The organism is Acinetobacter baylyi DSM 14961 = CIP 107474 (assembly GCF_000368685.1).
Lineage (GTDB): Bacteria > Pseudomonadota > Gammaproteobacteria > Pseudomonadales > Moraxellaceae > Acinetobacter > Acinetobacter baylyi.
Map to the genome: position 1 here is coordinate 490,846 of NZ_KB849626.1, position 19,546 is coordinate 510,391.

Consider the following 19,546-nt stretch of genomic DNA (forward strand, 5'->3'; position numbering starts at 1 on the left):
CAAAGTACGGCACACACTGTGAAATACAATCCACAGTCAAAATAAGACCCGAAAATGTCCATAAACAGTTTGCTGGCGACAATAGCAAGAGTGAACCACCTGATCCCTTCCCGAACTCAGAAGTGAAACCTCTTCGCGCTGATGGTAGTGTGGCGTTAGCCATGTGAGAGTAAGTCATCGCCAGCTTTTAAATACTAAAGCCCCCAGGCCAAACGCCAGGGGGCTTTTTTTATGCAGAAAATAAATTAAATAGAAAGGAATAGAAAAAGAAATCAATCACACATAGAACTAAACAGTAAAAAAGGGCTTATGCCCTTTTTTACTACGGTTAAATAAAGATTATTGACCCTTCCACTGATCAATAAATGCCATGGTTAACTTCGCTGCGTTACGCTGTGCGATGCCTGAACCAAAGAAAGCCGCAACGTTTGGATCATGATCTGCACCTGCGAGGTCAGACAAGCTACGAAATGCAATAAATGGAATATTATTCGAATAAGCAACTTGTGCCACAGCTGCTGTTTCCATATCTACACAATCACCTAATAAATTTTTATGCAAATATTCACGATATTCTGCATTTGCCAAGAAAGCTCCGCTTGAAATACCACGTTGACCAATCACAATTTTAGGATGATAACAATTTGCGCCTGAGCAAATTGGTTCTAACTTGGTTTCTGTCGGTTTTTGAACTTTATCGATCATGTTTAACATCTTGCTATCGACAGGGAAGTCAACACGCATTTCACCATAAGCCATTGGAACATCGGTATCACCAAATTTGCTGGTCAGTGCAACACTTTTATAATTGCTTGAATTCATTACATTGGTTTCACGAAGAAACTGATTTTTCCATGCTGGAACATTGTCGGCCAGTTTGATTCCCAAGCAGGAAATATCACCTGGTTTACCACATGCTGAAGGTAAATCTTTTGTATTGTTATAATACACTTCATTTGGAGCAAGCCAGCTTTTTGCAATCACGACATCACCAACATGTAGATCGGGATTCAAGCTTCCTGCAATACCGCTAAATACAATACCTTTAAGGTTGAAATGATCTGTAATCATTTGGGTTGTCATCGCGGCATTGGTCATGCTAATACCACTTAAGGTAATCACGACCTCAGCACCTTCGAGTGTACCCGTCACAAACTTTCTACCATTGATGATGTATTCTTTTTTATCTTTGGTCGATTCAATGAGTAAATCTGCTTCCTGTCCAAATGCAGCAATAATGGCTAAACGAGGTGTGCTATCTGTTAAGTGATTCATACTATTTGTCATAAGTTGATTCTTTGATAAAGGTGTTGTGGTGGTTGTACATCCAATTAAACTTACTGTAAGTCCAATTGCACCCAGAAGTATTGATAATTTTGAGAAACTCATAATTTGCCCTTTATTGAAGATAAACTTAAAAGTAATATGAGTTATCATAAAGCAATAAGTATTCCAAAAATCATAATAAGTCATGAAATATCAGCATCAAATTATACTATTTGGTCAATTTGACGTCGGGCATGCTTTAAGGCAGTACGTAATCCTTCTTCAAGGGTTGGATGATAGAAAGGGTGATTTAATATGGTATCAATTGTACTTTGTTCTGAAATCATCCAAACTAATAGATGTGCAAGATGTTCACCTTGTTCTACCAAAATTTCTGCACCTAAAAGTTGTCGGCTTTTGGGATCGATATAGATTTCAGTTGCCCCTTTATTTTTCCCTAAAACTTTGGCGCGTCCCTGTTTTTCATAGGAAACGTAACCTGTAATAAAATCGATGTCGTGTTCTTTCAATTGTTTATATGATTTGCCTGCAATTGCCATTTCAGGGGAGCAAAAAACGATACCTAATGGGGTTAATGTTTTGACATTTTCAATTTTAGGAAAATTTAGACAATTGTGCACCAGCATTTTACCTTCATAGGCCGCTTCATGTTGTACTGGCGTAGTCGTATGTGCATCACCTGCAATGAAAATTGGAAGATTTGCCAATTGTTTCGTGTCTGGATCTATTGGAAGTTTTTTTACATCAGAAAATTGAGATGAAATTTGTTCTAGATCGAGTGTAGCAAGCAACGAATCTCGGCCTGTTGCATGCAGTAAATAATCAAAATGCTGTGTTCGCTTTTTTCCATTTTCTGTATATGAAACTTTTACTTTATTTTGATCTAGAGACATATCATCTGGCAGTATTTCAAATTTGATGTCTAATTCTGCACTTAAAATTTGTTGAGCGAGCTCCTGTAAAGCTGGACTAGTTAATGTGCCTATTCGTTTACTTCGAGCAAAAATCGTGGTTTTAACGCCTAATCTGGACATGGCCTGAGCAAGCTCTATCGCGATTACACCGCTACCAATGACAGCAACTGACTCAGGAAGAGTGGGTAACTCAAAGATGTCATCGGAGGTAATTAATCGATCTTTAAGTCTTTGTTTAAGTTCCGCGGGAACACTTGGTGTTGAACCTACAGCCAATATAAAAGAACGTGCCTGATACTGTTGATTATTGATTTGAACAGTATCAGGATGAATAAAAACTGCTTTTCCAGAAATTTTACGTTGTTTTGGCCAATGGTTGACGTCTTTAAGGGTTGCAGCAGTAAATTCATCACGCAACTGACGCACATGCGACATGACGTTAGAAGTATCGATTTCTCTTTCTATGTGAGCTTTTAATCCGACCTCTTCAAGATGTGTCAGATCATGAAATCTGTTGGCGGATGAAATAAGAACTTTACTTGGCATGCATCCTACACGTGCACAAGTGGTATCCCAAGGTCCATCGTTCATAATCAGAATATTTTGGGTATATTTGACCGCTTCTTTGTAGGCACTAATACCTGCTGTTCCTGCACCAATAATAATAATGTCGTACATGTCATCTCTTTTTATAAAAAATATAGTTGCAATAAGATGATTAATATTTACATCAATGAGGTGATATGATTTTATTCATTTTGTATAAATACAAAAATCTTATTCCTTTTTGGGAGTGGATTGGGGAATTAAGGAAAACTCTATGAATAAGAAACAACTTATAACGAAGTTGTCTGCGATTGCTGTATCGATTCTGTTAGCGAGCTGTGGGGGAGGAGGCTACTATGATAATAATTCTTCAAACACCTCAAATAATGGAAATACGACAGTTTCAAGCATAACTGTCAGTTCGATTACATTAAAGGATACAAATGGTAATAACGTAAGCGTAATCTCTTCGCAAGGCGTGACAGCTCAGGTGACGGTTAAGGATGCCAATGGAAATGCAGTGAGTGGCGCGATTGTCACTTTTTCTGGAACCAATATGGTATTTAGTACGACCAATGGTACAGTGATGACCAATGCAGATGGTGTTGCGACTATTGGGATTACACCTCAAGATTCAAGTGTAACAGGATATTATTCTTTAACAGCTTCAGCCACATCAAATAGTATTACCAGTTCCAATAGTGCCAGTGTAGGGTTTAGTCGAACCAATATTGTGATTAGTAATTTTTCGTTGGCAAGTTCATCTTTAGAATCTGGTGGTTCTACACTTGTCAATTTAATTACCCAAGATGATTCTGGGAATTACCAAAATGGTCAGACAGTAAATTTTACGACCAGTTGTGGCAGCTTTAGTACGAGTAGCGTTGTCTCATCAAATGAGGGCAATGTAGCAACAACTTATTATGCCTATGATGCTGCGGGCAATTTGTGTAGTGGAAGCCAAACTATTACAGCTACGCTTGCGGCAAATACATCAGCAACCAAAACAGCATCTTTAAATATCACCGCAGCAACAGCAACCTCAATTGTTTATACCACGTCTACCCCGATCAAGCTGGCTATTTTAGACAGTGGATCATCATCCACAGGGCAAATTGAATTTACCGTATATTCTAATGGAACTGTACTCAAGAATCAGGATGTAACGCTAAGTTTAGAAAAGGCGCCAAGTGACTTTAAATTTATTAGTCCAGGAAATAGCGCAACTAAAGTGGTAAAAAGTAACAGTGCTGGAAAAGTGACTGTAAATTTATACCCTGGGAACACCCCTGGGCCAGTAGAGATTAAAGCCAGTTTGCCAGGTGGTTTTAGTGCATTATCTAAAAACGTTACCGTGACTACTGGTCGTGCAACGCAACAAAGTTTCAGTTTATCTTTTTCTAAAAATTCATTACAAAATGATGTGGATGGAGATACTGCAACCATTACTGCAATGCTGGCAGATCGTGTTGGAAATGATGTGCCTAACGGTACTGTCGTGAATTTTACAACAGAGGGAGGCAAAATTGATGGATCTTGTTCTACAACAGATAGCAAATGTAGTGTAACGCTTAGAACCCAAAATCCGCGTCCTGCAGATGGTCGAATTACTGTTTTGGCCTATGTGGAAGGAGATAAAACCTATACAGACGTAAACGGTGATAATATTTATACAGCAGGGGTAGATCTGTTGACCAATAATATTGGTAGTTTCTTCCGTGATGATAATGAAAACAATAGTTATGATAGTCAGAATGGCGAATTTAAATATGTGCGTAGTATTTCGGGCAATAGTCAAACTTGTCAAAATTCAACGTTTGAAGAGCCGAATATTGCAGGTACATGTGATGATCAATTATCTGCGATTTTGCGCCAGCAAATCATAATCTATTTCGCTTCAAGTACAGCAACAATTGCAAATATAGCCAAAACAAGTTCACAATTAAGCTTTAATCTTTATGGGAATAGTGCTTTAACTACACCTTTGCCATCTGGTACAACTGTTGCGATGACTGCAAATGATGATACAGCGACGAACAATCTTACCTGTACAGCAGATTTATTTGATGGTAGTACGCCAGTAGCAAACAACGTACAAAGTACGTTTTATCGTTATAGTTTAAAAGGTTGTGCATCAGGTGATAGTTTTAAAATCACAACCACTGCACCAAACGGTAAAATCTCTAATTTCCTTATAAATTATTAAATTTAAAAGAAATTAGATCATAAAAAAATGACGCCTCGGCGTCATTTTTTATTTTCATCGTGTTCTTTAGAGACTTGTTCCCATACTGACACCCACTGTTGGACGGACATCCATGCTGCTGCAAGCTGATACAAAGCAGCAGATACATATAAAGGTTAATACCAATTTAATCATTTAATAAACCTTGCTGTTTGGCTTGTTGATACAGCTCCATTGAGCGTTGTCCCGATTTACACATGATCAAAATAGGTTTAGGTAAACTATTATAATAGCGGGCAAACGCTTGTATATCGGTCTGTGCATTTTTAGCTTGATCTATCGGTTGGTAGATCAAGCTAATTTTGGCTTGCTCAGCGATATCACGCAATTGGTAAACGGTAACTCCATGACCACGATCATGTTCAGGCCGATGTAATATGACCGATTTAAATCTGTTTTGTTGTACAAGTTGATTAAAATCTTGTGGTGAAATTTCATTGATCATTGCAAGTTCAGGACTCACCTGAGTTATTGCGGATTGTGCCAATGAATAACTAGAGCAGAATCCTAAAGTACATGAAAGAATGAAAATTCTAACAAAATTAGTCATCCAACAGATCCATCTGTTTTGCAAGTTGATAGAGATTGTTTGAACGGTTACCTGTACGGCAGAACATTAAAATTGGCTTTGGCAATTCATTATAATGATTGGCAAAAGTACGTACATCGAGCTCAGTAATCTGACCTGCAACCACAGGTTGATAAACATAATCCAGACCAACATTACGTGAGGCTTCTTCAATCTGAGCAGTGGTCGGTTGTTCGGCACCACCTTCCAAATCAGGGCGATTATTGATGATTGATTTAAAGCCTTTTTCTACCACCTGTGCCACATGCTCTGGCGCGATTTGACCCGCGAAACCGACATTCTCTGTCATTTTGTCACTCCAAATTCTGAAAAAACGTTTATGCTGTATGATAGCACTAAGCATGATATTGAGTTGAAGAGAGGTACGCTTTTTTATAACTCAATTCAACATAAATATAACGCAATGGAGCGCGTATGTACGCTTATACAGTCGAACCGCTGTATGTTCCAAGTGGTCAGGACATGATCGCTGCTGATTTTTATCGTCCTAAAACTCAGAAAAAACCTGCTGTTATTATCATGGCGCATGGTTTTGCTGGATTACGTCAGTTTCGATTGATCGCCTACGCACAAAAATTTGCACAAGCGGGCTATGCCGTTGTGTTATTTGATTATCGTTGTTGGGGCGGCAGTACAGGCAAACCTAGAGAGCTTGTGGTTTTAAAACAGCAAGTTGAAGACTGGAAAACGGTGATCCAGTATGTGAGTACATGCAAGCTGATTGATGAGCGACGTATTGTGTTGTGGGGAACCTGTTTAAGCGGTGGTTATGTACTCAATCTGGCTACCGAACTCAAGCATGTCCAAGCGGTCATTGCTCAGATTCCTTTTGTGGATGGTGCTGAAAGTGCAAAGCTTTATCCGCTACAGCAGCTTCCAAAAGCCTTAAAGCTTTCCAGTCAGGACTATATGGGGTCGAAGGTTGGCCTTGCTCCTAAAACATTGCCTGTAGTTGCAGAACAGCAACTTTGCTTTTTACCTACTTCTGATAGTCGTTTAGGATATTTATCAATCGTCAATCCAGATTATTACTGGAGTGGTCAGGTGCCTGCCCGAGCTTTTTTTCAATTGATTCGTTTTCGACCCATTCAGCAACTTAGAAATATTAGTGTGCCTGTACTTTTTATTGCAGCACAAAAGGATTCCCTGATACCCATTGATAGCAGTCGCGAAGCAGCAACCAATATTGCGCCTTTTGTAGACTATCACGAGTGGAATATACACCATTTTGATATTTATCATGGCATTTGGTTTGAAAAAGCCATTACCACCCAATTAGAATTTTTACATCGACATATGGGAGTAAATTAGCATGATCGTGGTCTGTCCATCATGTGGTGCAAAAAATCGAGTTCCTGAAAATAAATTGGCTGAGCAGCCGCAATGTGGGCAATGTCACGCAAAGCTACTGCCACTTGCACCTATCGAATTAAATGAACAAAATTTCAGTCATTTTATCACCTATAGCGATTTGCCCGTGTTGATTGATTTATGGGCAGAATGGTGTGGTCCATGCAAAATGATGGCGCCTCATTTTGCACACGTAGCTGCTCAAAATCCGCAGGTTATTTTTGCAAAAATTAATACGGAAACTTCACCAAGACTTAGTCAGGCATTTCATGTCAGAAGTATTCCTACACTGGTTTTAATGAATAAAACCACCGAAATTGCTAGAATAAGTGGTGCTTTAAGATCAACCGAACTTCAACAATGGTTAGATCAGCAATTACATTCTTAATCTCGGAGTTAATGTGTTAGACGCTCATATCAGCCCAGAAGGGACTTTATCACTTCAAACGATTGCCATGCCTGCAGATACCAACTGGAGTGGTGATGTATTTGGTGGCTGGATTGTGTCACAAATGGATTTGGCTGGTGCAATTCATGCAGAACGTTTTAGTAAAGGACGTTGTGCCACGATTTCGATCAATCAGATGACCTTCCTGGTTCCTGTGAAGGTCGGAGATGTGATTAGCTGTTATACCAAAATTCTCAAAGTTGGCAACACATCTATCCAGATGCAAATAGAAGTTTGGGATAGTCATGATAGCTCACGACCACCTAAACGAGTGACAGAGGGGGTATTTACCTTTGTTGCTGTGGATGTAAAAGGCAACAAGCGTACAATCGCGGAAGACCTCAAACAGCAGTTTTTACAACACGCCAGTTAAAAATTTGCATGACTCATACTTAATGAATGAGATCAGGATTAGTCATACAGGCTCCCCAGTACATGCTAGGTCGCCTGTATATTTTTTACTTTCAGATCACTGCTCTGCTTATGATTTACGCTTAGGTAACCATGCCCAGACCATTTGGCATTGTATCGGCTCGATACCCGAATCATCTGTAACCGTGACAGGAATAAGCAGTTCTCCTTTCTCCTGATCAGCGATATAGTCCTGCTGTTCTTTAGACAAGGTTGCAGTTGCTGTTAAACCGCCCTGAACCACTTTTAGATAATCTACATGGAGTGATTTAATTAATAAAATCCGATTATCGGGTACGTGCAGACCTGTCAGAAATCCGGTAGCCGTTTCTGCCAATAGTGCCATTGCTGCAGCATGAATCCCTTTAATATGGTTTTGCATATTACGCTGGTTTTCAAGGCGAACAGTAACGTGATGCTGATCTACCTCTAGATAACGAATATTGGCTGTACCAACCATTGGAACAACTCGGCCAAATGCCTTGCTCCATAGCGTACTTCTCAGGCTTTTGGGAAACTTTGAAGTGGCTTTTACCAGTTTTGATAAACGATTGGTTTGTGACATAACATATTCCTTAACGGCAAGAGGCAGCAAAGATCAGTCTTTAAAGTTATTAAATTGTAAAGGAAGACCAAATTGCTGTTCACGCAAAAATGTCATGACCTGCTGCAAGGTATCACGCTTTTTATCGGTCACACGAATTTTGTCTCCCTGAATAGAAGATTGCACCTTGATGCCACTTTCTTTAATGGCTTTATTAATTTTTTTCGCAGTATCAGAGTCAAGACCATCTTTAAGTTTGATCACTTGAACTACATTTTTACCCGAAGCTGTTGCTTTTTGTGGATCAAGTGCCTGTACATCAATTTTTCGTTTATAAAAGTGATTTTCTAACATGCTGTAAACTTGTTCACACTGGAAATCGCTTTCTGTTGAAATTTTAATTTCTTTGGATTTCTCATTTAATTCGATAGAAACATCTTGACCACGAAAGTCAAAACGCGTCTGGATCTCTTTTTGTGTGTTTTGAACCGCGTGATTCACTTCAAAAAGTTCCAATTCAGATACAATATCAAAAGAAGGCATAGTTTAGACCTTTACAAAGGGAAAGAATATTTGAGATGCTAGGCATGTTTTCTTCATTTGCCAAGCGTTGTTTACATCAAAGGAGTGCGCAATGATCCGTAAACAAGAAATTACGACATTTGAGTTCCCAGAAAATGCCATTATCTGGGATGTCCGTGATGCAAGTTCTTATGCTGAAGGGCATGTCAAAGGTGCAGTAAATCAGCCAATAGCCGATTTGGGCGCAGATAGTTTAACTCAGGTGCCGACGGATCAGCCAATTTATATTTTATGTGGTGGTGGTAGTAAAGCTCCACGTGCTGCTGAGAAGCTCGAAGAGTTGGACGGTTCACGTGAATACGTGATTTTGATGGGAGGTACTCGCGCAGCGCAGGCTGCTGGCATCCCACTTGATCAAAATAGCTAAACTCAAAAAGCGCCTTCGGGCGCTTTTTTTGAATGGAAAGAGTCATTGGGCTATGAAGAATAATACGGTTTTTTGATTTTAACTTTTTTGAGGAAACGCTGGGGATTCAGTTTTTGTAATAGATTGGCAGATACAGGACAAGCTTCCCCTAAAATATGCGCGACTAAAATTTCACTATTTAAAGGTGCAAACAAATAGCCTTTAGAACCAAGCCCTGCGAGCGTAAACAGCTTTGAATGGTCTTGTAGCTGCCCAACCAGTGGAAAATAATCGGGTGACTGTGCGCGTACTGAGGCACGTCCATGCCATTCTTCAACAGGTGGCAATGTTTGAGCATACGCAGGGAAGACACTGTGGATTAAATTAAAGTTATGCACATGATCCTCAAGCAACACTTCATCATCATCACGCTGTGGATGGAAGGATGCACCCAGAATTAATTGTTGCGGATGAAGCTGCATACAGTAACCGCCATAACTAAAAGCCTGATCTGGTGCAAAAGGAAAAGTATGTTGCTCAAACCAACTCACCTGACCACGAATTGGTTTAAGCGTTGGATACTGTTCAAATAGCTTTCCACTTTCTCTGGCACAGCAAACAATGGCAGCGTTGCTCTCCAAAATGGCTTGCTCACTAGACAGCAGTTGAACAGTGCCATCGATTTCAATGATCTGATTGATTTTAAACTGCTTAAATTCGATCAGAGGATGCTGTAATACTTGATTGCAAAACAGTTGCGGAGAAATAACACCTGCATAATGTAGTGTCAAATAATCATATTGAGTTTCAAGAGGTGATTGTTGCGCGCTATGTGCATCTAGTACATCTTTGGGATATTGCTCAGCCAGATTTAACAATGAATCAGATGCTTTGAGTGCAAGCTGATTGACCTGAATGAGGCGGAAGGCTTCGAAGTTTTGATAAAAACGACGGGCATACTGCCAGCACAGTACCATCAGATGATCATGGCATTGAGTGATCGGGCATAATTTTGGATTGAGTAATGCTAAAGGATTACCAGAAGCCCCTGACAAAGGTTGAGACTGATCAACTAAAGTCACGCGATGGCCGCGCTGTGCCAGAGACCATGCACAGTGAAGACCAGCGATCCCCGCGCCAATCACTGCAAAATGCTGCTGTGTAGATGGCTGATTGCCTTTTACCGTAGTGGTTGATTCATGGTCGGGAAATGGCCATATTGCCTTGAGCATTTCGCGTTTATGACCAAACCCACGAGGACGTGAAATGTGAATACCATGTGCTTTCAGACCACGCTTTAAAATACCTGCAACACTAAATGAGGCAAACGTCGTACCATAATCTGATAGTCGCACAATTTGGTTCAGTACTTGCGTTTCCCAGAGTTCAGGATTACATGAAGGGGCAAAGCCATCTAGGAACCATGCATCAACAGAATGGGTTTTGACGATGGATGGAAATACATCGTGTGCATCTCCTAACCATAAATCCAGACTAAAACGCTCATCTGGAAAATTTAAGCGATGACAGCCTGCAATTGGAAAGGGATACTGCTCAATCAGTTGCTCTGCAAGTATTATTAACTCTGGCCAAGCACGAAGCGCACGTTCCAGATCGCTTTTAGACAAAGGAAATTTTTCTACGCTAATCACATGCAGATGGCTATGATTATCGGGTCGTACCTGTTGCCAGAGTTGCCATACTGCCAGAATATTAAGACCTGTACCAAAACCTGTCTCTCCGACACAAAAATATTGATACGGCTTTAAGTCTGCCAGTCGCTCGGTGAGATTATTGCCATTTAAAAATACATGGCGTGTTTCGAGAAGACCATTATCTTTGGAAAAATAGACATCACCAAACTGACGAGAAACTGGAATATCAATTCCATCGACACATTGCCAATCTAAAATTGCAGTTTGAATGCTTGAAGACACGCACAGAGACCTTTAACAACAAGAATATGCCAGTGAGTTTACCACTGGCGACGGCGTTTGGTATAAACATAACTGGCAATAAAAAAGCCCAGAACCACACCAACTGCGAGTGTCGCAGCGCCGTACAGAAACATTTGTGCGCTACGTTCACTTTGTAAAACCTGAATCTGTACAGTCTGATTATCATTTTTTAACTGTAATTCTTGATTCTGAGTAAGTGCATCAAGATTGGCCTGTTCAAGTTGCTTGAGACGACCTGCCTGATCTTTGACCAATGCCTTGATTTTTGCTTCCTGTTCAGCTTTGAGCTTTGCAATTTGCTCAGCCGTCAACGGTTTTTGTGGTGTAGTTGCAGACGTCACTGTGGTTGTCGCAGATGTTGCTGGCACCGTTGATGCTGTGGCAGGTGCAGTCGTAGGTTCGACTGCCCATGCACTTGAGCAGATCATAGATAAACCGATGAAGGATTTCAGCATGTGAGACATATAATCACTCTTTCGGAAATGCTTTATTGAATGGCTTGACATCAATATGTGCATAAATGCCTTCAATTAGAAAAGGCTCCTCTTGTAACCATGCATCTAAAGCTTCACGACTTTCGAAATCGACAATAATTGTACTGCCGTAAAAACCAGCTTGTGGATTACCAAACTCTTTTGGCATTGCGCCTGCAACAATCAGTTTGCCTTCATCGTCCAGCTTTTGTAAGCGCTCGACATGTTTTGGACGAGTGGCTAAACGTTTTTCAACAGTACCTTCGTTATCGGTACAGGTCACTACAAATAAAGGCATAATGATGTCTCGGTGTGTAAAGCCAGATTAGCTTAGGCATCTGGTGATTTAAAATGTTTACGAAGCACAATAAACTGAATAATAATAAAGGAAAACATGACAATCATGTCACCAAAAGCAGTAAATTCTCCCCAATATTTTCCTTGCATGAAAATAAATGCGAAGAAAAAATGCAACAGGGACATGACAATGAACATTACTGCCCAAATATAGTTTAAGTTTTTCCAGCCTGATGCAGTCAATTCTAAAACTGGATCAAATAAACGTTGAATTAAAGGTTTTTTATCTTTACCGAAGTAAGGTGAAAGTAGGAATGCACCAGCAAAAGCGAGATTGAGTAGGACTGCTTTAAGTTTGATGTAAGTATCGTCACGTAATGCTAAAGTTACACCACCTAACACAATCGTCAGTATCAAAATAATCCACTGTTGTTTTTCCAGTTTGAATTTTTGATAAATAAACAACCCGCCATAAATCACGATCATTGAGATGATTAAGCCTGTTGTAGCGACTAAAACTTCGTTGTTATTACTTCCGCCTGTATATCCAATCAACTGTAGTAGTGGATGATGACTATCTTTAGGATCTACTGTTTTCAACAAGTAATAAAAAATAATAATGGGCACAAAGTCTAAAAGTGCTTTCATGTTAGAGTATCTAAACCAGATCAAACGGATAGCATAGTATAGAAGATGCATGGCATAGATTTACATACACATAGCAATATTTCTGATGGAACTTTATCACCATCTTGTTTGGTGGATGCTGCAATTGCATGTGGAATCCATACATTGGCATTGACTGATCACGACACTATGGATGGTCTGGAAACTGCAATACAACAAGCCCAAGGTCATGATATTCAAATTATTTCTGGTGCTGAAATTTCTAGCCAGTGGTCTAGACCCAATACGAAGAAGGCCTATGGTGTGCACATTGTTGCATTAAATATGCAGAATCCTGAGCCTTTACTGGATGCATTAGTTATACAAAAAAATATTCGTGCTGAACGTGCACAACAGATCTGTCAGATTTTACAGCAGTGTACTGGGCAGGATATTTATACAGATGTGCTTCTTAAAGTAGAGGGTGAACCCGATCGGATTACCCGCACACATATTGCAAAAGCCTTGGTGGAAAAAGAAATTGTCGCTCGACCACAACAAGCTTTTGATCGCTTTTTAAAAGAAGGTAAACGTGCTTATGTGAAGTTTGATGGTTTAAATTTGGCAGATACCATTCGGATTATTCATGAGAGTGAAGGATTTGCCATCTTGGCGCATCCTACACGTTATGATTTATCCTCGACCAATGTTCGCTACCTGATTGAGCTATTTGCGAAAATGGGAGGAGATGCCGTAGAACTTCCACCAAGTGTCGATCCTGTTTCTACTCGTCAAATGATTGATCGCATAATTCAACAGTTTGATCTTAAAGTCTCGATTGGGAGTGACTTTCATGGCGAAAATATGCCCTGGATTAAACTTGGGCATACACCTCAACCAAATCCGCATCAAACTGGGATTTGGGAAAGCTTTCGTTAATTTGAGTATCAACTCAGTTTTGTCCGTTATTTCCCCATTTTAAGTAAGCCGCTCTTTGGCTTAAGAGGGTGTAATAGCGCTTCACATGTGGACAGTCGGGTTTATCAAAAGGCGTCATATACCAGCGCTGTACCGATAAACCAATCACGACATCGGCCAATGAAAAATCTGTGCCTGCAACATATGCATTTGTTTTTTTAAGTTGCTGATCAAGAATTTGAATATTCTTGTTCCATGATTGAATACTGGCAGCCACACATTGTAAATCTTGATGCGCAGGTGATTGACGGATGATATGCATTAACGCGTAAGACCAGCTATTGTTCAGTTCGATGCCTTGCCAGTCAATCCACTGATCAATGATAGCGCGTGGTTTTGGGTCTTGGGGATAAAAATGCTGGCCATGATAGGCATTTGCAAGATAACGGATGATGGAATTGGATTGCCAGAGAATAAAGTCGCCGTCTATCAGGATTGGAATGGTTGCATTTGGATTCAGTGTAATAAATGCATCTTCTTGAGGAGAGCGAAAACCACGTCCCCAATCTTCACGTTCATAACTCAGGTTTAATTCTTCACATAACCATAGTAGTTTTCTGACATTGATTGAGTCAGACCGACCTAATATTTTTAGCATGATTGAGTTCTCAACAGTATGTTTAAGCCGTTATTCAAGACAATTCTGTAAACACAATGACTCTAACATACCGACCTTAAGCTAAAGCACATTATGATCAATTACTTAGATGGAAATGTGGATTTATTTATAGTTTAAATGATTAATTTATCTAGTTTTTTCTGATATTCCATGGATATTCGTGTTTAAAGTAATTCTGTAAATAACTTAAAAATAATTCAGTTTTCGGCTGGCGAAATTGACGGTTTGGAAATACCGCATAAATGGTTGTCGGTTCAATTTGATACTCAGGAAGGAGTTCAATCAGATGCCCTTGTTCTAAATCATCCGCGACATGCCATCGAGAGTGATTAGAAATACCCAAACCTTGAAGTGCTGCCTGACGAATTGCCTCGCCAGAGTTTGTTGTAAAGTAAGCTTTCAAGTGAACATCAACAACCGTTCTTTTCTGATCAATCAATTGCCAGTGATCAGTTAGGCCATTTTGATGTTGTTGTAAAATACATCGATGCTGTTGCAAATCTTCAATACTATGTGGCATTCCGTATTGGTTTAGGTATGAGGGAGCTGCACAGATTAGACGATGATTTGTCATCAAAGGTTTGGCAACCAAACTGGAATCATTGAGTTTGCCAATTCTAATGGCTAAATCCATTCCATGTTCAATCAGATCGATATTTTGATCATTTAAATCCAAGTAAATATTCAGAGTAGGGTGAAGCAAAGCAAAATTGGCAATCACCTTGGTTAAAATCTTAATGCCAAATGTTGCGGATGTTGTGACTCTTAAATTTCCTGTGAGCGGTTTATCGCGAGCTGTAAGCGTATCTTTTAACGTTATAAAATCGTCAAGCCAGTATCGACCAAAATCGAGTAATTTTCTTCCTTCATCGGTTAAGGTGATTTTTCGAGTTGTTCGATAAAACAAGCGCAATTTTAATGTGCTTTCAAGCCTTTGAATCCGTTGGCTGGCAACAGACACCGAAATATTGGCTTCTTGAGCTGCTTTGCTCAGTGAACCACAGTCAGCCACGCGAATAAAAAACTGGAAATCGTCTGTATTCATAATCAATAAAATCAGAATAGTCTTTTCTGATTATCCTGCTTTTTTAAAAAATCTTATAGACCTATCTTGGATGATGTAATGAATCGTTCATATTGAGAGCCATCATGAAATATCGCTTTTTAGGCAACTCTGGTTTGCAGGTTTCAGAATTAGGTTTTGGTGCGGGAACGCTAGGAGGCAAAGGACAGATCTTTTCTGCGTGGGGACAACCCGACCAGAATGAGGCCAATCGACTGATTAAGATCTGTTTGGATGCAGGCATTAATTATTTTGATACAGCAGATGTTTATTCTGACGGAGCGTCAGAAACAATGTTAGGCCGAGGCTTAGGTTCAGAAAGAAAAAACAATATTATTTCGACCAAGATTGGATTACGTTACGCATCTGGTTTAAATGAGACTGGCTTTCATCGTCATTACCTAAAAAAAGCAGTCGAAGCCTCTCTTAAGCGATTAAATACCGATTACATTGATGTTTTGCAATTGCATCAATTTGATAGTTTTACCTCGCTTGAGCAGCTGATGCGCACCTTAAATGAGTTAGTACAAAGTGGAAAAGTTCGCTTTATTGGGGTATCGAACTTTTCGGGCTGGCAACTGATGAAGGCACAAGCGATTGCGGAGCAGTATGGCTATGAAAAATTTGTGGCAAATCAAGTTTATTATTCTTTGATTGGTCGAGATTATGAATGGGAACTTATGCCATTAAATGACGATCAACACATCGGAGCTGTGATTTGGAGTCCATTGGGCTGGGGACGTCTGACAGGCCGCTTTGATCGTGAGCATCCAATACCCGCATCAAGCCGTTTGCATCAAACAGCGCAATATGCACCTCCAGTTGATGACGAACATTTATATCGGGTACTTGAGGTGATGCAACAGATTAACACTGAAACAGGTTATTCGATTCCGCAAATTGCACTTTCCTGGTTGTTAGGGCGTCCCACCGTTTCAAGTGTTTTGGTGGGTGCCAGAAATGAGCAGCAACTCCGTGACAATTTGCTCGCTCAGAACTGCGATCTGAGTACAGAATATATTGAAAAACTCAATCAGATTAGCGCTGTGTCTCCGCCGTATCCTTATTATCCATACTGGAATGGGCAGTTTGGAGAGCGCTTCAAGCCCATTGTTGCATCTCAGATGGGATAGTTGTCGAAACTATCGATGGTTTACAAGAGATTATTATCTTGTGCCTGAATGGGTGGAGGTGTTGGTTTACCTAAGGTACTGAGTAATTCAATCTCAATCATACGCACCATTGAATCAAGCGGTAAATCATTGCTTTGGGTGCCAAACGGTTCTTCAATCTCGGTACTCAAGGCATCAAGTCCCAAAAAGGTATAAGTGAGTACGCCCACTAAAATCGGAGTTACCAGACCGAGTGTTGAGCCTAAGCTAAATGGCAGCATAAAGCAGAAGAAATATACTGTGCGATTCAGCAAAACTGAATAGGCAAATGGAATAGGCGTATTGGCAATACGGTCACAGCCCGTTTGAACGAGACTAAATTCAGAAATATAGCCATTCATCTGGGTATAAATAATGTCACTGATCTCACCTTCTTTAAGCGCTTGCATCAGTTCCCAGTGGATGAGGCTGAGCGCATATTGCGGTGCATTAACTTGCTGATAAAGCTGGGTGAGTGCTTGCTGACTCAGTCCGCTGGTTTGAGTGAGTTCGGTTGGATTAGCGGTTTGATGACGTAAACGATCACGTAGAACATTCGCAAATACAATCACATGCTGAATAATTCGTTCACGTCTACCTTGCGGTAAAATGCGACAATCACGATCAAAATGTCGTGCATTTGCAATCAGTAGCCCCCAAAGCTTACGGGCTTCCCACCAGCGATCATAACAGGCACTATTTTTAAATCCCAAAAAAATGGACAGCACAACACCAATCAGTGTGAAGCCAACAAGAGGCAATTCTGGGAAATGAAAAAGCTGGGTATATTGAATCCCGCCTATTATGGCTGAGATCAACATAATGACCCCAAGTGGTGGCAAAATTTTAGGTAAAATCGTGCCGCGCCAAGAAAACAGCAATTTAAAAATATCAGTTTGGTCACGGACAATCATGGTGATCTATCACAGCTTTTTTTGTGATGATCTTCACCAGTCAAGTCAGGTTTGTCAATATCTGTATGCATGCATTTTTTTTGGCTGAGTAAAGCACGTTCTGCAAATGAAAATGTCCCATCTTTTGCAATAATAAAATGGTCCAGTAGCTTGATTTCGACGAGCTGGCAAGCCTGATAAAGCTGATGCGTCAAATCAAGGTCGGCAGCTGATGGTTCTGCTTTTCCAAAAGGATGATTGTGCGCAATGACAATATGACAGGCATGCTGTTGCAAGGCATAACGTAAGGTATGATTAATTGAAATATTGCAGGCATTTAAAGAACCATAAAATAGTTTTTTAAAGTTTAATTTTCTAAGTTCGCTATCGAGGCATAATACTGCAAATACTTCCTGCTTTTCTCCGAGTAACTCGTAGCGTAAATAATCAAGTACCAATCTGGAAGAATTAAGATTCAAGGCATCTTGATGAAAATAGTGATTTAGATAGCGCCGTCCTAATTCTTTAACAGCCATAAGATGCGCATATTTAGTGGTTCCAATACCATGAAAATGCGACAGTTCTTGCAGCGATGCATCAAAGACTGGATTTAAACCGCCAAAGTGTTGAATCATCAAACGGGCCAGTTCAACAGCAGAGTGTTGTTTAGAGCCTGTTCTCAAGAAAATCGCAAGTAACTCTGCATCAGATAGACTCTCAGGCCCCGAATGTAATAAGCGTTCTCTGGGCCGTTCTTGTTCAGGCCAAAATTTAATAGATTGATTCATTATGATAAAAGTATGTACGTTGTAGTTTTGATTTGAAAATGACAATCACTTGGGTCAATTCATATTTAATGCTATTGTGAGCGCCACTGCAACAGAAAGGTAAACTGTTCGTGAGCTTTGATTTAAGTGTCATTCCAAATAAAAATATTATTCTAGCTGTCACAGGGGGAATTGCTGCCTATAAGAGCGCAATTTTAGTACGCCGTTTAAAAGATTATGGTTTTGATGTACGTGTGGTCATGACACACGGCGCACAAGCCTTTATTACTCCGCTGACTTTTCAGGCACTGTCTGGGTATCCAGTACATACCGAATTGCTGGACCCTGAAGCAGAAGCGGGAATGGGGCATATTGAACTGGCACGTTGGGCCGATCTGATACTGGTTGCCCCAGCAAGCTGTGATACGCTGGCAAAGTTTGCCCAAGGCTTAGCAGATGATTTGTTAAGTACACTTTATCTGGCAACCAAAGCGCCTGTCTGGGTTGCACCTGCCATGAATCAGCAAATGTGGGCAGCTAAAGCCACTCAGCGTAACCTGCAAACACTGGTCGATGACGGTGTGCATGTCATTATGCCAGATGCGGGTGCACAGGCCTGTGGGGATGTTGGATTGGGCCGTATGCCTGAACCAGAGCAACTGGCTTATCAGGTTCGTGAATATTTTCATAAAGCTCAACGGGCTATTGCAGAGAAATTTGGTTTGCTTGCGGGGCAGCATGTGGTGATTACCGCAGGCCCAACGCGAGAGGCGATTGATCCAGTACGTTATATTTCCAATCATAGTACTGGAAAAATGGGATTCTCTTTGGCTGCAGCCTGCTATGCAGCGGGTGCTAAAGTATCTTTAATTGCAGGGCCAGTGAGTTTGGATACCCCGAATGGTGTCAAGCGGGTTAATGTGTCCTCAGCGGTACAGATGTTGGATGAAAGCCTGAAAACTTTAGAGCAGGGCTGTGATATTTTTATAGCGACTGCTGCCGTAGCGGATTATCGCGTTGCTCAAGTTTCAGATCAGAAAATTAAAAAATCAGGTGATGAACTTGAGGTCAGTCTGATCAAAAATCCTGATATTGTGGCCACCATTGCCCAACAAGCTCAAAGACCCTTTATGGTAGGTTTTGCCGCCGAAACACAAAATGTTGAAGAATATGCTGCTGGCAAGCTGGTTGCCAAGAATCTGGATATGATCGCTTGCAATGATGTATCACGTAAAGATATTGGATTTGCATCTGATGAAAATGCCATGGTGGTGTTTTTTGCAGAGCAATATCACTTGAAAAAACGTGAATTAGAAAAAGCGTCTAAACAGGAAATTGCCCAGCAATTGGTTGAATCTATTTCGGATGCCTTACGACGAAAACTGTAAATCAAATAGTTATATTGTTTAGCTAAAGCTCCTGAAAAAGGAGCTTTATGTTTTTTGAGAAACCAGATATTTTGGTGAGGCAGATAACCTG

At 40.4% G+C, this 19,546-nt stretch carries 22 protein-coding genes and 1 rRNA gene; 9 read left to right on the top strand and 14 right to left on the bottom strand.

The annotated features are described in order from the left end of the window. Positions 1 to 71: 71 nt before the first annotated feature. Positions 72 to 186, top strand: a 5S ribosomal RNA gene (gene rrf / locus F952_RS06520). 153 nt (positions 187 to 339) lie between these two features. On the opposite strand, the gene F952_RS06525 is transcribed toward rrf, so the two are convergent. Together F952_RS06525 and F952_RS06530 are read right to left on the bottom strand one after the other, a co-directional pair. Continuing rightward, the gene (locus F952_RS06525; protein WP_227499409.1) at positions 340 to 1,275 is read right to left on the bottom strand and encodes a 5'-methylthioadenosine/S-adenosylhomocysteine nucleosidase; all 936 of its coding nucleotides are present in this window, start codon (positions 1,273 to 1,275) and stop codon (positions 340 to 342) included. A gap of 215 nt (positions 1,276 to 1,490) precedes the next feature. Then, positions 1,491 to 2,879, bottom strand: coding sequence for a dihydrolipoyl dehydrogenase (locus F952_RS06530; protein WP_004924291.1), 1,389 nt, complete (start codon positions 2,877 to 2,879; stop codon positions 1,491 to 1,493). Between the two features lie 142 nt (positions 2,880 to 3,021). On the opposite strand from F952_RS06530, the gene F952_RS06535 reads away from it, so the two are divergent. Next, positions 3,022 to 4,953 (top strand): Ig-like domain-containing protein, encoded by a 1,932-nt coding sequence (locus tag F952_RS06535; protein ID WP_004924292.1) that lies wholly within the window; start codon positions 3,022 to 3,024, stop codon positions 4,951 to 4,953. 166 nt (positions 4,954 to 5,119) lie between these two features. On the opposite strand, the gene F952_RS06540 is transcribed toward F952_RS06535, so the two are convergent. Together F952_RS06540 and F952_RS06545 are read right to left on the bottom strand one after the other, a co-directional pair. After that, entirely contained in the window at positions 5,120 to 5,542 is a 423-nt protein-coding gene (locus tag F952_RS06540) for a beta-lactamase hydrolase domain-containing protein (RefSeq protein ID WP_004924295.1), read from the bottom strand. Next, positions 5,535 to 5,870: a protein tyrosine phosphatase family protein gene (locus F952_RS06545; protein ID WP_004924298.1), complete on the bottom strand. Its 336-nt coding sequence runs from the start codon at positions 5,868 to 5,870 to the stop codon at positions 5,535 to 5,537. The genes F952_RS06540 and F952_RS06545 overlap by 8 nt, the downstream gene beginning before the upstream one ends. Positions 5,871 to 5,995: 125 nt before the next feature. Here F952_RS06545 and F952_RS06550 point away from each other — a divergent pair, with 125 nt between their 5' ends. From F952_RS06550 to F952_RS06560, 3 genes are all read left to right on the top strand, one after another. Further along, positions 5,996 to 6,892: an alpha/beta hydrolase gene (locus tag F952_RS06550; RefSeq protein WP_004924301.1), complete on the top strand. Its 897-nt coding sequence runs from the start codon at positions 5,996 to 5,998 to the stop codon at positions 6,890 to 6,892. Position 6,893: 1 nt separating this feature from the next. Continuing rightward, positions 6,894 to 7,319 carry a thioredoxin TrxC gene (gene trxC, locus F952_RS06555; protein WP_004924304.1) on the top strand — a complete coding sequence of 142 codons (426 nt, stop codon included), beginning with the start codon at positions 6,894 to 6,896 and terminating at the stop codon, positions 7,317 to 7,319. Positions 7,320 to 7,386: 67 nt separating this feature from the next. Next, positions 7,387 to 7,752: an acyl-CoA thioesterase gene (locus F952_RS06560; protein WP_370458633.1), complete on the top strand. Its 366-nt coding sequence runs from the start codon at positions 7,387 to 7,389 to the stop codon at positions 7,750 to 7,752. A 108-nt stretch (positions 7,753 to 7,860) separates the two neighbouring features. On the opposite strand, the gene F952_RS06565 is transcribed toward F952_RS06560, so the two are convergent. Beyond that, positions 7,861 to 8,355 (bottom strand): DUF4442 domain-containing protein, encoded by a 495-nt coding sequence (locus F952_RS06565; protein WP_004924311.1) that lies wholly within the window; start codon positions 8,353 to 8,355, stop codon positions 7,861 to 7,863. A 33-nt stretch (positions 8,356 to 8,388) separates the two neighbouring features. After that, complete coding sequence (locus F952_RS06570; RefSeq protein WP_004924314.1) at positions 8,389 to 8,877, bottom strand: YajQ family cyclic di-GMP-binding protein; 489 nt, start codon at positions 8,875 to 8,877, stop codon at positions 8,389 to 8,391. A gap of 91 nt (positions 8,878 to 8,968) precedes the next feature. Here F952_RS06570 and F952_RS06575 point away from each other — a divergent pair, with 91 nt between their 5' ends. Next, positions 8,969 to 9,283 (top strand): rhodanese-like domain-containing protein, encoded by a 315-nt coding sequence (locus F952_RS06575; protein ID WP_004924316.1) that lies wholly within the window; start codon positions 8,969 to 8,971, stop codon positions 9,281 to 9,283. A gap of 50 nt (positions 9,284 to 9,333) precedes the next feature. On the opposite strand, the gene mnmC is transcribed toward F952_RS06575, so the two are convergent. Genes mnmC through F952_RS06595 form a run of 4 tightly spaced genes read right to left on the bottom strand, consistent with a single transcriptional unit; the run spans position 9,334 to position 12,638 of the window. Then, positions 9,334 to 11,205 (bottom strand): bifunctional tRNA (5-methylaminomethyl-2-thiouridine)(34)-methyltransferase MnmC2/FAD-dependent 5-carboxymethylaminomethyl-2-thiouridine(34) oxidoreductase MnmC1, encoded by a 1,872-nt coding sequence (gene mnmC / locus F952_RS06580; RefSeq protein WP_011182705.1) that lies wholly within the window; start codon positions 11,203 to 11,205, stop codon positions 9,334 to 9,336. A gap of 32 nt (positions 11,206 to 11,237) precedes the next feature. Beyond that, positions 11,238 to 11,684: an SH3 domain-containing protein gene (locus F952_RS06585; RefSeq protein WP_004924320.1), complete on the bottom strand. Its 447-nt coding sequence runs from the start codon at positions 11,682 to 11,684 to the stop codon at positions 11,238 to 11,240. A gap of 4 nt (positions 11,685 to 11,688) precedes the next feature. Continuing rightward, positions 11,689 to 11,991, bottom strand: a complete 303-nt coding sequence (locus tag F952_RS06590; RefSeq protein ID WP_004924323.1) for a YciI family protein — start codon at positions 11,989 to 11,991, stop codon at positions 11,689 to 11,691. Between the two features lie 32 nt (positions 11,992 to 12,023). Then, positions 12,024 to 12,638 (bottom strand): inner membrane-spanning protein YciB, encoded by a 615-nt coding sequence (locus F952_RS06595; RefSeq protein WP_004924326.1) that lies wholly within the window; start codon positions 12,636 to 12,638, stop codon positions 12,024 to 12,026. A gap of 45 nt (positions 12,639 to 12,683) precedes the next feature. Here F952_RS06595 and F952_RS06600 point away from each other — a divergent pair, with 45 nt between their 5' ends. Further along, complete coding sequence (locus F952_RS06600; RefSeq protein WP_004924329.1) at positions 12,684 to 13,535, top strand: PHP domain-containing protein; 852 nt, start codon at positions 12,684 to 12,686, stop codon at positions 13,533 to 13,535. A gap of 13 nt (positions 13,536 to 13,548) precedes the next feature. Here F952_RS06600 and F952_RS06605 read toward each other — a convergent pair whose 3' ends face one another. Continuing rightward, a complete protein-coding gene (locus F952_RS06605) occupies positions 13,549 to 14,172 on the bottom strand; it encodes a glutathione S-transferase (RefSeq protein ID WP_004924331.1) in 624 nt (207 codons plus the stop codon). Between the two features lie 151 nt (positions 14,173 to 14,323). Next, the gene (locus F952_RS06610) at positions 14,324 to 15,238 is read right to left on the bottom strand and encodes a LysR family transcriptional regulator (protein WP_004924334.1); all 915 of its coding nucleotides are present in this window, start codon (positions 15,236 to 15,238) and stop codon (positions 14,324 to 14,326) included. Positions 15,239 to 15,342: 104 nt separating this feature from the next. Between F952_RS06610 and F952_RS06615 the strand changes: the two genes are divergently transcribed. Then, positions 15,343 to 16,389 carry an aldo/keto reductase gene (locus F952_RS06615; RefSeq protein ID WP_004924337.1) on the top strand — a complete coding sequence of 349 codons (1,047 nt, stop codon included), beginning with the start codon at positions 15,343 to 15,345 and terminating at the stop codon, positions 16,387 to 16,389. Positions 16,390 to 16,409: 20 nt separating this feature from the next. Here F952_RS06615 and F952_RS06620 read toward each other — a convergent pair whose 3' ends face one another. Both F952_RS06620 and radC read right to left on the bottom strand, forming a co-directional pair. Beyond that, on the bottom strand, positions 16,410 to 17,321 hold the full coding sequence (locus F952_RS06620; RefSeq protein ID WP_004924340.1) for a bestrophin family protein: 912 nt from the start codon (positions 17,319 to 17,321) through the stop codon (positions 16,410 to 16,412). After that, a complete protein-coding gene (radC, locus tag F952_RS06625) occupies positions 17,318 to 18,088 on the bottom strand; it encodes a RadC family protein (RefSeq protein WP_004924342.1) in 771 nt (256 codons plus the stop codon). Before radC ends, F952_RS06620 begins: the two co-directional genes overlap by 4 nt. Before the next feature lie 110 nt (positions 18,089 to 18,198). Here radC and coaBC point away from each other — a divergent pair, with 110 nt between their 5' ends. Further along, on the top strand, positions 18,199 to 19,455 hold the full coding sequence (gene coaBC / locus F952_RS06630; protein WP_004924345.1) for a bifunctional phosphopantothenoylcysteine decarboxylase/phosphopantothenate--cysteine ligase CoaBC: 1,257 nt from the start codon (positions 18,199 to 18,201) through the stop codon (positions 19,453 to 19,455). Positions 19,456 to 19,546 lie beyond the last annotated feature (91 nt).

What these genes read in the sequence shown, in the direction of transcription:
- F952_RS06525 (WP_227499409.1), bottom strand. Translation starts at nt 1,275, where the DNA reads ATGAATCACTTAACAGATAGCACACCTCGTTTAGCCATTATTGCTGCA.
- F952_RS06530 (WP_004924291.1), bottom strand. Translation starts at nt 2,879, where the DNA reads ATGTACGACATTATTATTATTGGTGCAGGAACAGCAGGTATTAGTGCC.
- F952_RS06535 (WP_004924292.1), top strand. Translation starts at nt 3,022, where the DNA reads ATGAATAAGAAACAACTTATAACGAAGTTGTCTGCGATTGCTGTATCG.
- F952_RS06540 (WP_004924295.1), bottom strand. Translation starts at nt 5,542, where the DNA reads ATGACTAATTTTGTTAGAATTTTCATTCTTTCATGTACTTTAGGATTC.
- F952_RS06545 (WP_004924298.1), bottom strand. Translation starts at nt 5,870, where the DNA reads ATGACAGAGAATGTCGGTTTCGCGGGTCAAATCGCGCCAGAGCATGTG.
- F952_RS06550 (WP_004924301.1), top strand. Translation starts at nt 5,996, where the DNA reads ATGTACGCTTATACAGTCGAACCGCTGTATGTTCCAAGTGGTCAGGAC.
- trxC (WP_004924304.1), top strand. Translation starts at nt 6,894, where the DNA reads ATGATCGTGGTCTGTCCATCATGTGGTGCAAAAAATCGAGTTCCTGAA.
- F952_RS06560 (WP_370458633.1), top strand. Translation starts at nt 7,387, where the DNA reads ATGCCTGCAGATACCAACTGGAGTGGTGATGTATTTGGTGGCTGGATT.
- F952_RS06565 (WP_004924311.1), bottom strand. Translation starts at nt 8,355, where the DNA reads ATGTCACAAACCAATCGTTTATCAAAACTGGTAAAAGCCACTTCAAAG.
- F952_RS06570 (WP_004924314.1), bottom strand. Translation starts at nt 8,877, where the DNA reads ATGCCTTCTTTTGATATTGTATCTGAATTGGAACTTTTTGAAGTGAAT.
- F952_RS06575 (WP_004924316.1), top strand. Translation starts at nt 8,969, where the DNA reads ATGATCCGTAAACAAGAAATTACGACATTTGAGTTCCCAGAAAATGCC.
- F952_RS06585 (WP_004924320.1), bottom strand. Translation starts at nt 11,684, where the DNA reads ATGTCTCACATGCTGAAATCCTTCATCGGTTTATCTATGATCTGCTCA.
- F952_RS06590 (WP_004924323.1), bottom strand. Translation starts at nt 11,991, where the DNA reads ATGCCTTTATTTGTAGTGACCTGTACCGATAACGAAGGTACTGTTGAA.
- F952_RS06595 (WP_004924326.1), bottom strand. Translation starts at nt 12,638, where the DNA reads ATGAAAGCACTTTTAGACTTTGTGCCCATTATTATTTTTTATTACTTG.
- F952_RS06600 (WP_004924329.1), top strand. Translation starts at nt 12,684, where the DNA reads ATGCATGGCATAGATTTACATACACATAGCAATATTTCTGATGGAACT.
- F952_RS06605 (WP_004924331.1), bottom strand. Translation starts at nt 14,172, where the DNA reads ATGCTAAAAATATTAGGTCGGTCTGACTCAATCAATGTCAGAAAACTA.
- F952_RS06610 (WP_004924334.1), bottom strand. Translation starts at nt 15,238, where the DNA reads ATGAATACAGACGATTTCCAGTTTTTTATTCGCGTGGCTGACTGTGGT.
- F952_RS06615 (WP_004924337.1), top strand. Translation starts at nt 15,343, where the DNA reads ATGAAATATCGCTTTTTAGGCAACTCTGGTTTGCAGGTTTCAGAATTA.
- F952_RS06620 (WP_004924340.1), bottom strand. Translation starts at nt 17,321, where the DNA reads ATGATTGTCCGTGACCAAACTGATATTTTTAAATTGCTGTTTTCTTGG.
- radC (WP_004924342.1), bottom strand. Translation starts at nt 18,088, where the DNA reads ATGAATCAATCTATTAAATTTTGGCCTGAACAAGAACGGCCCAGAGAA.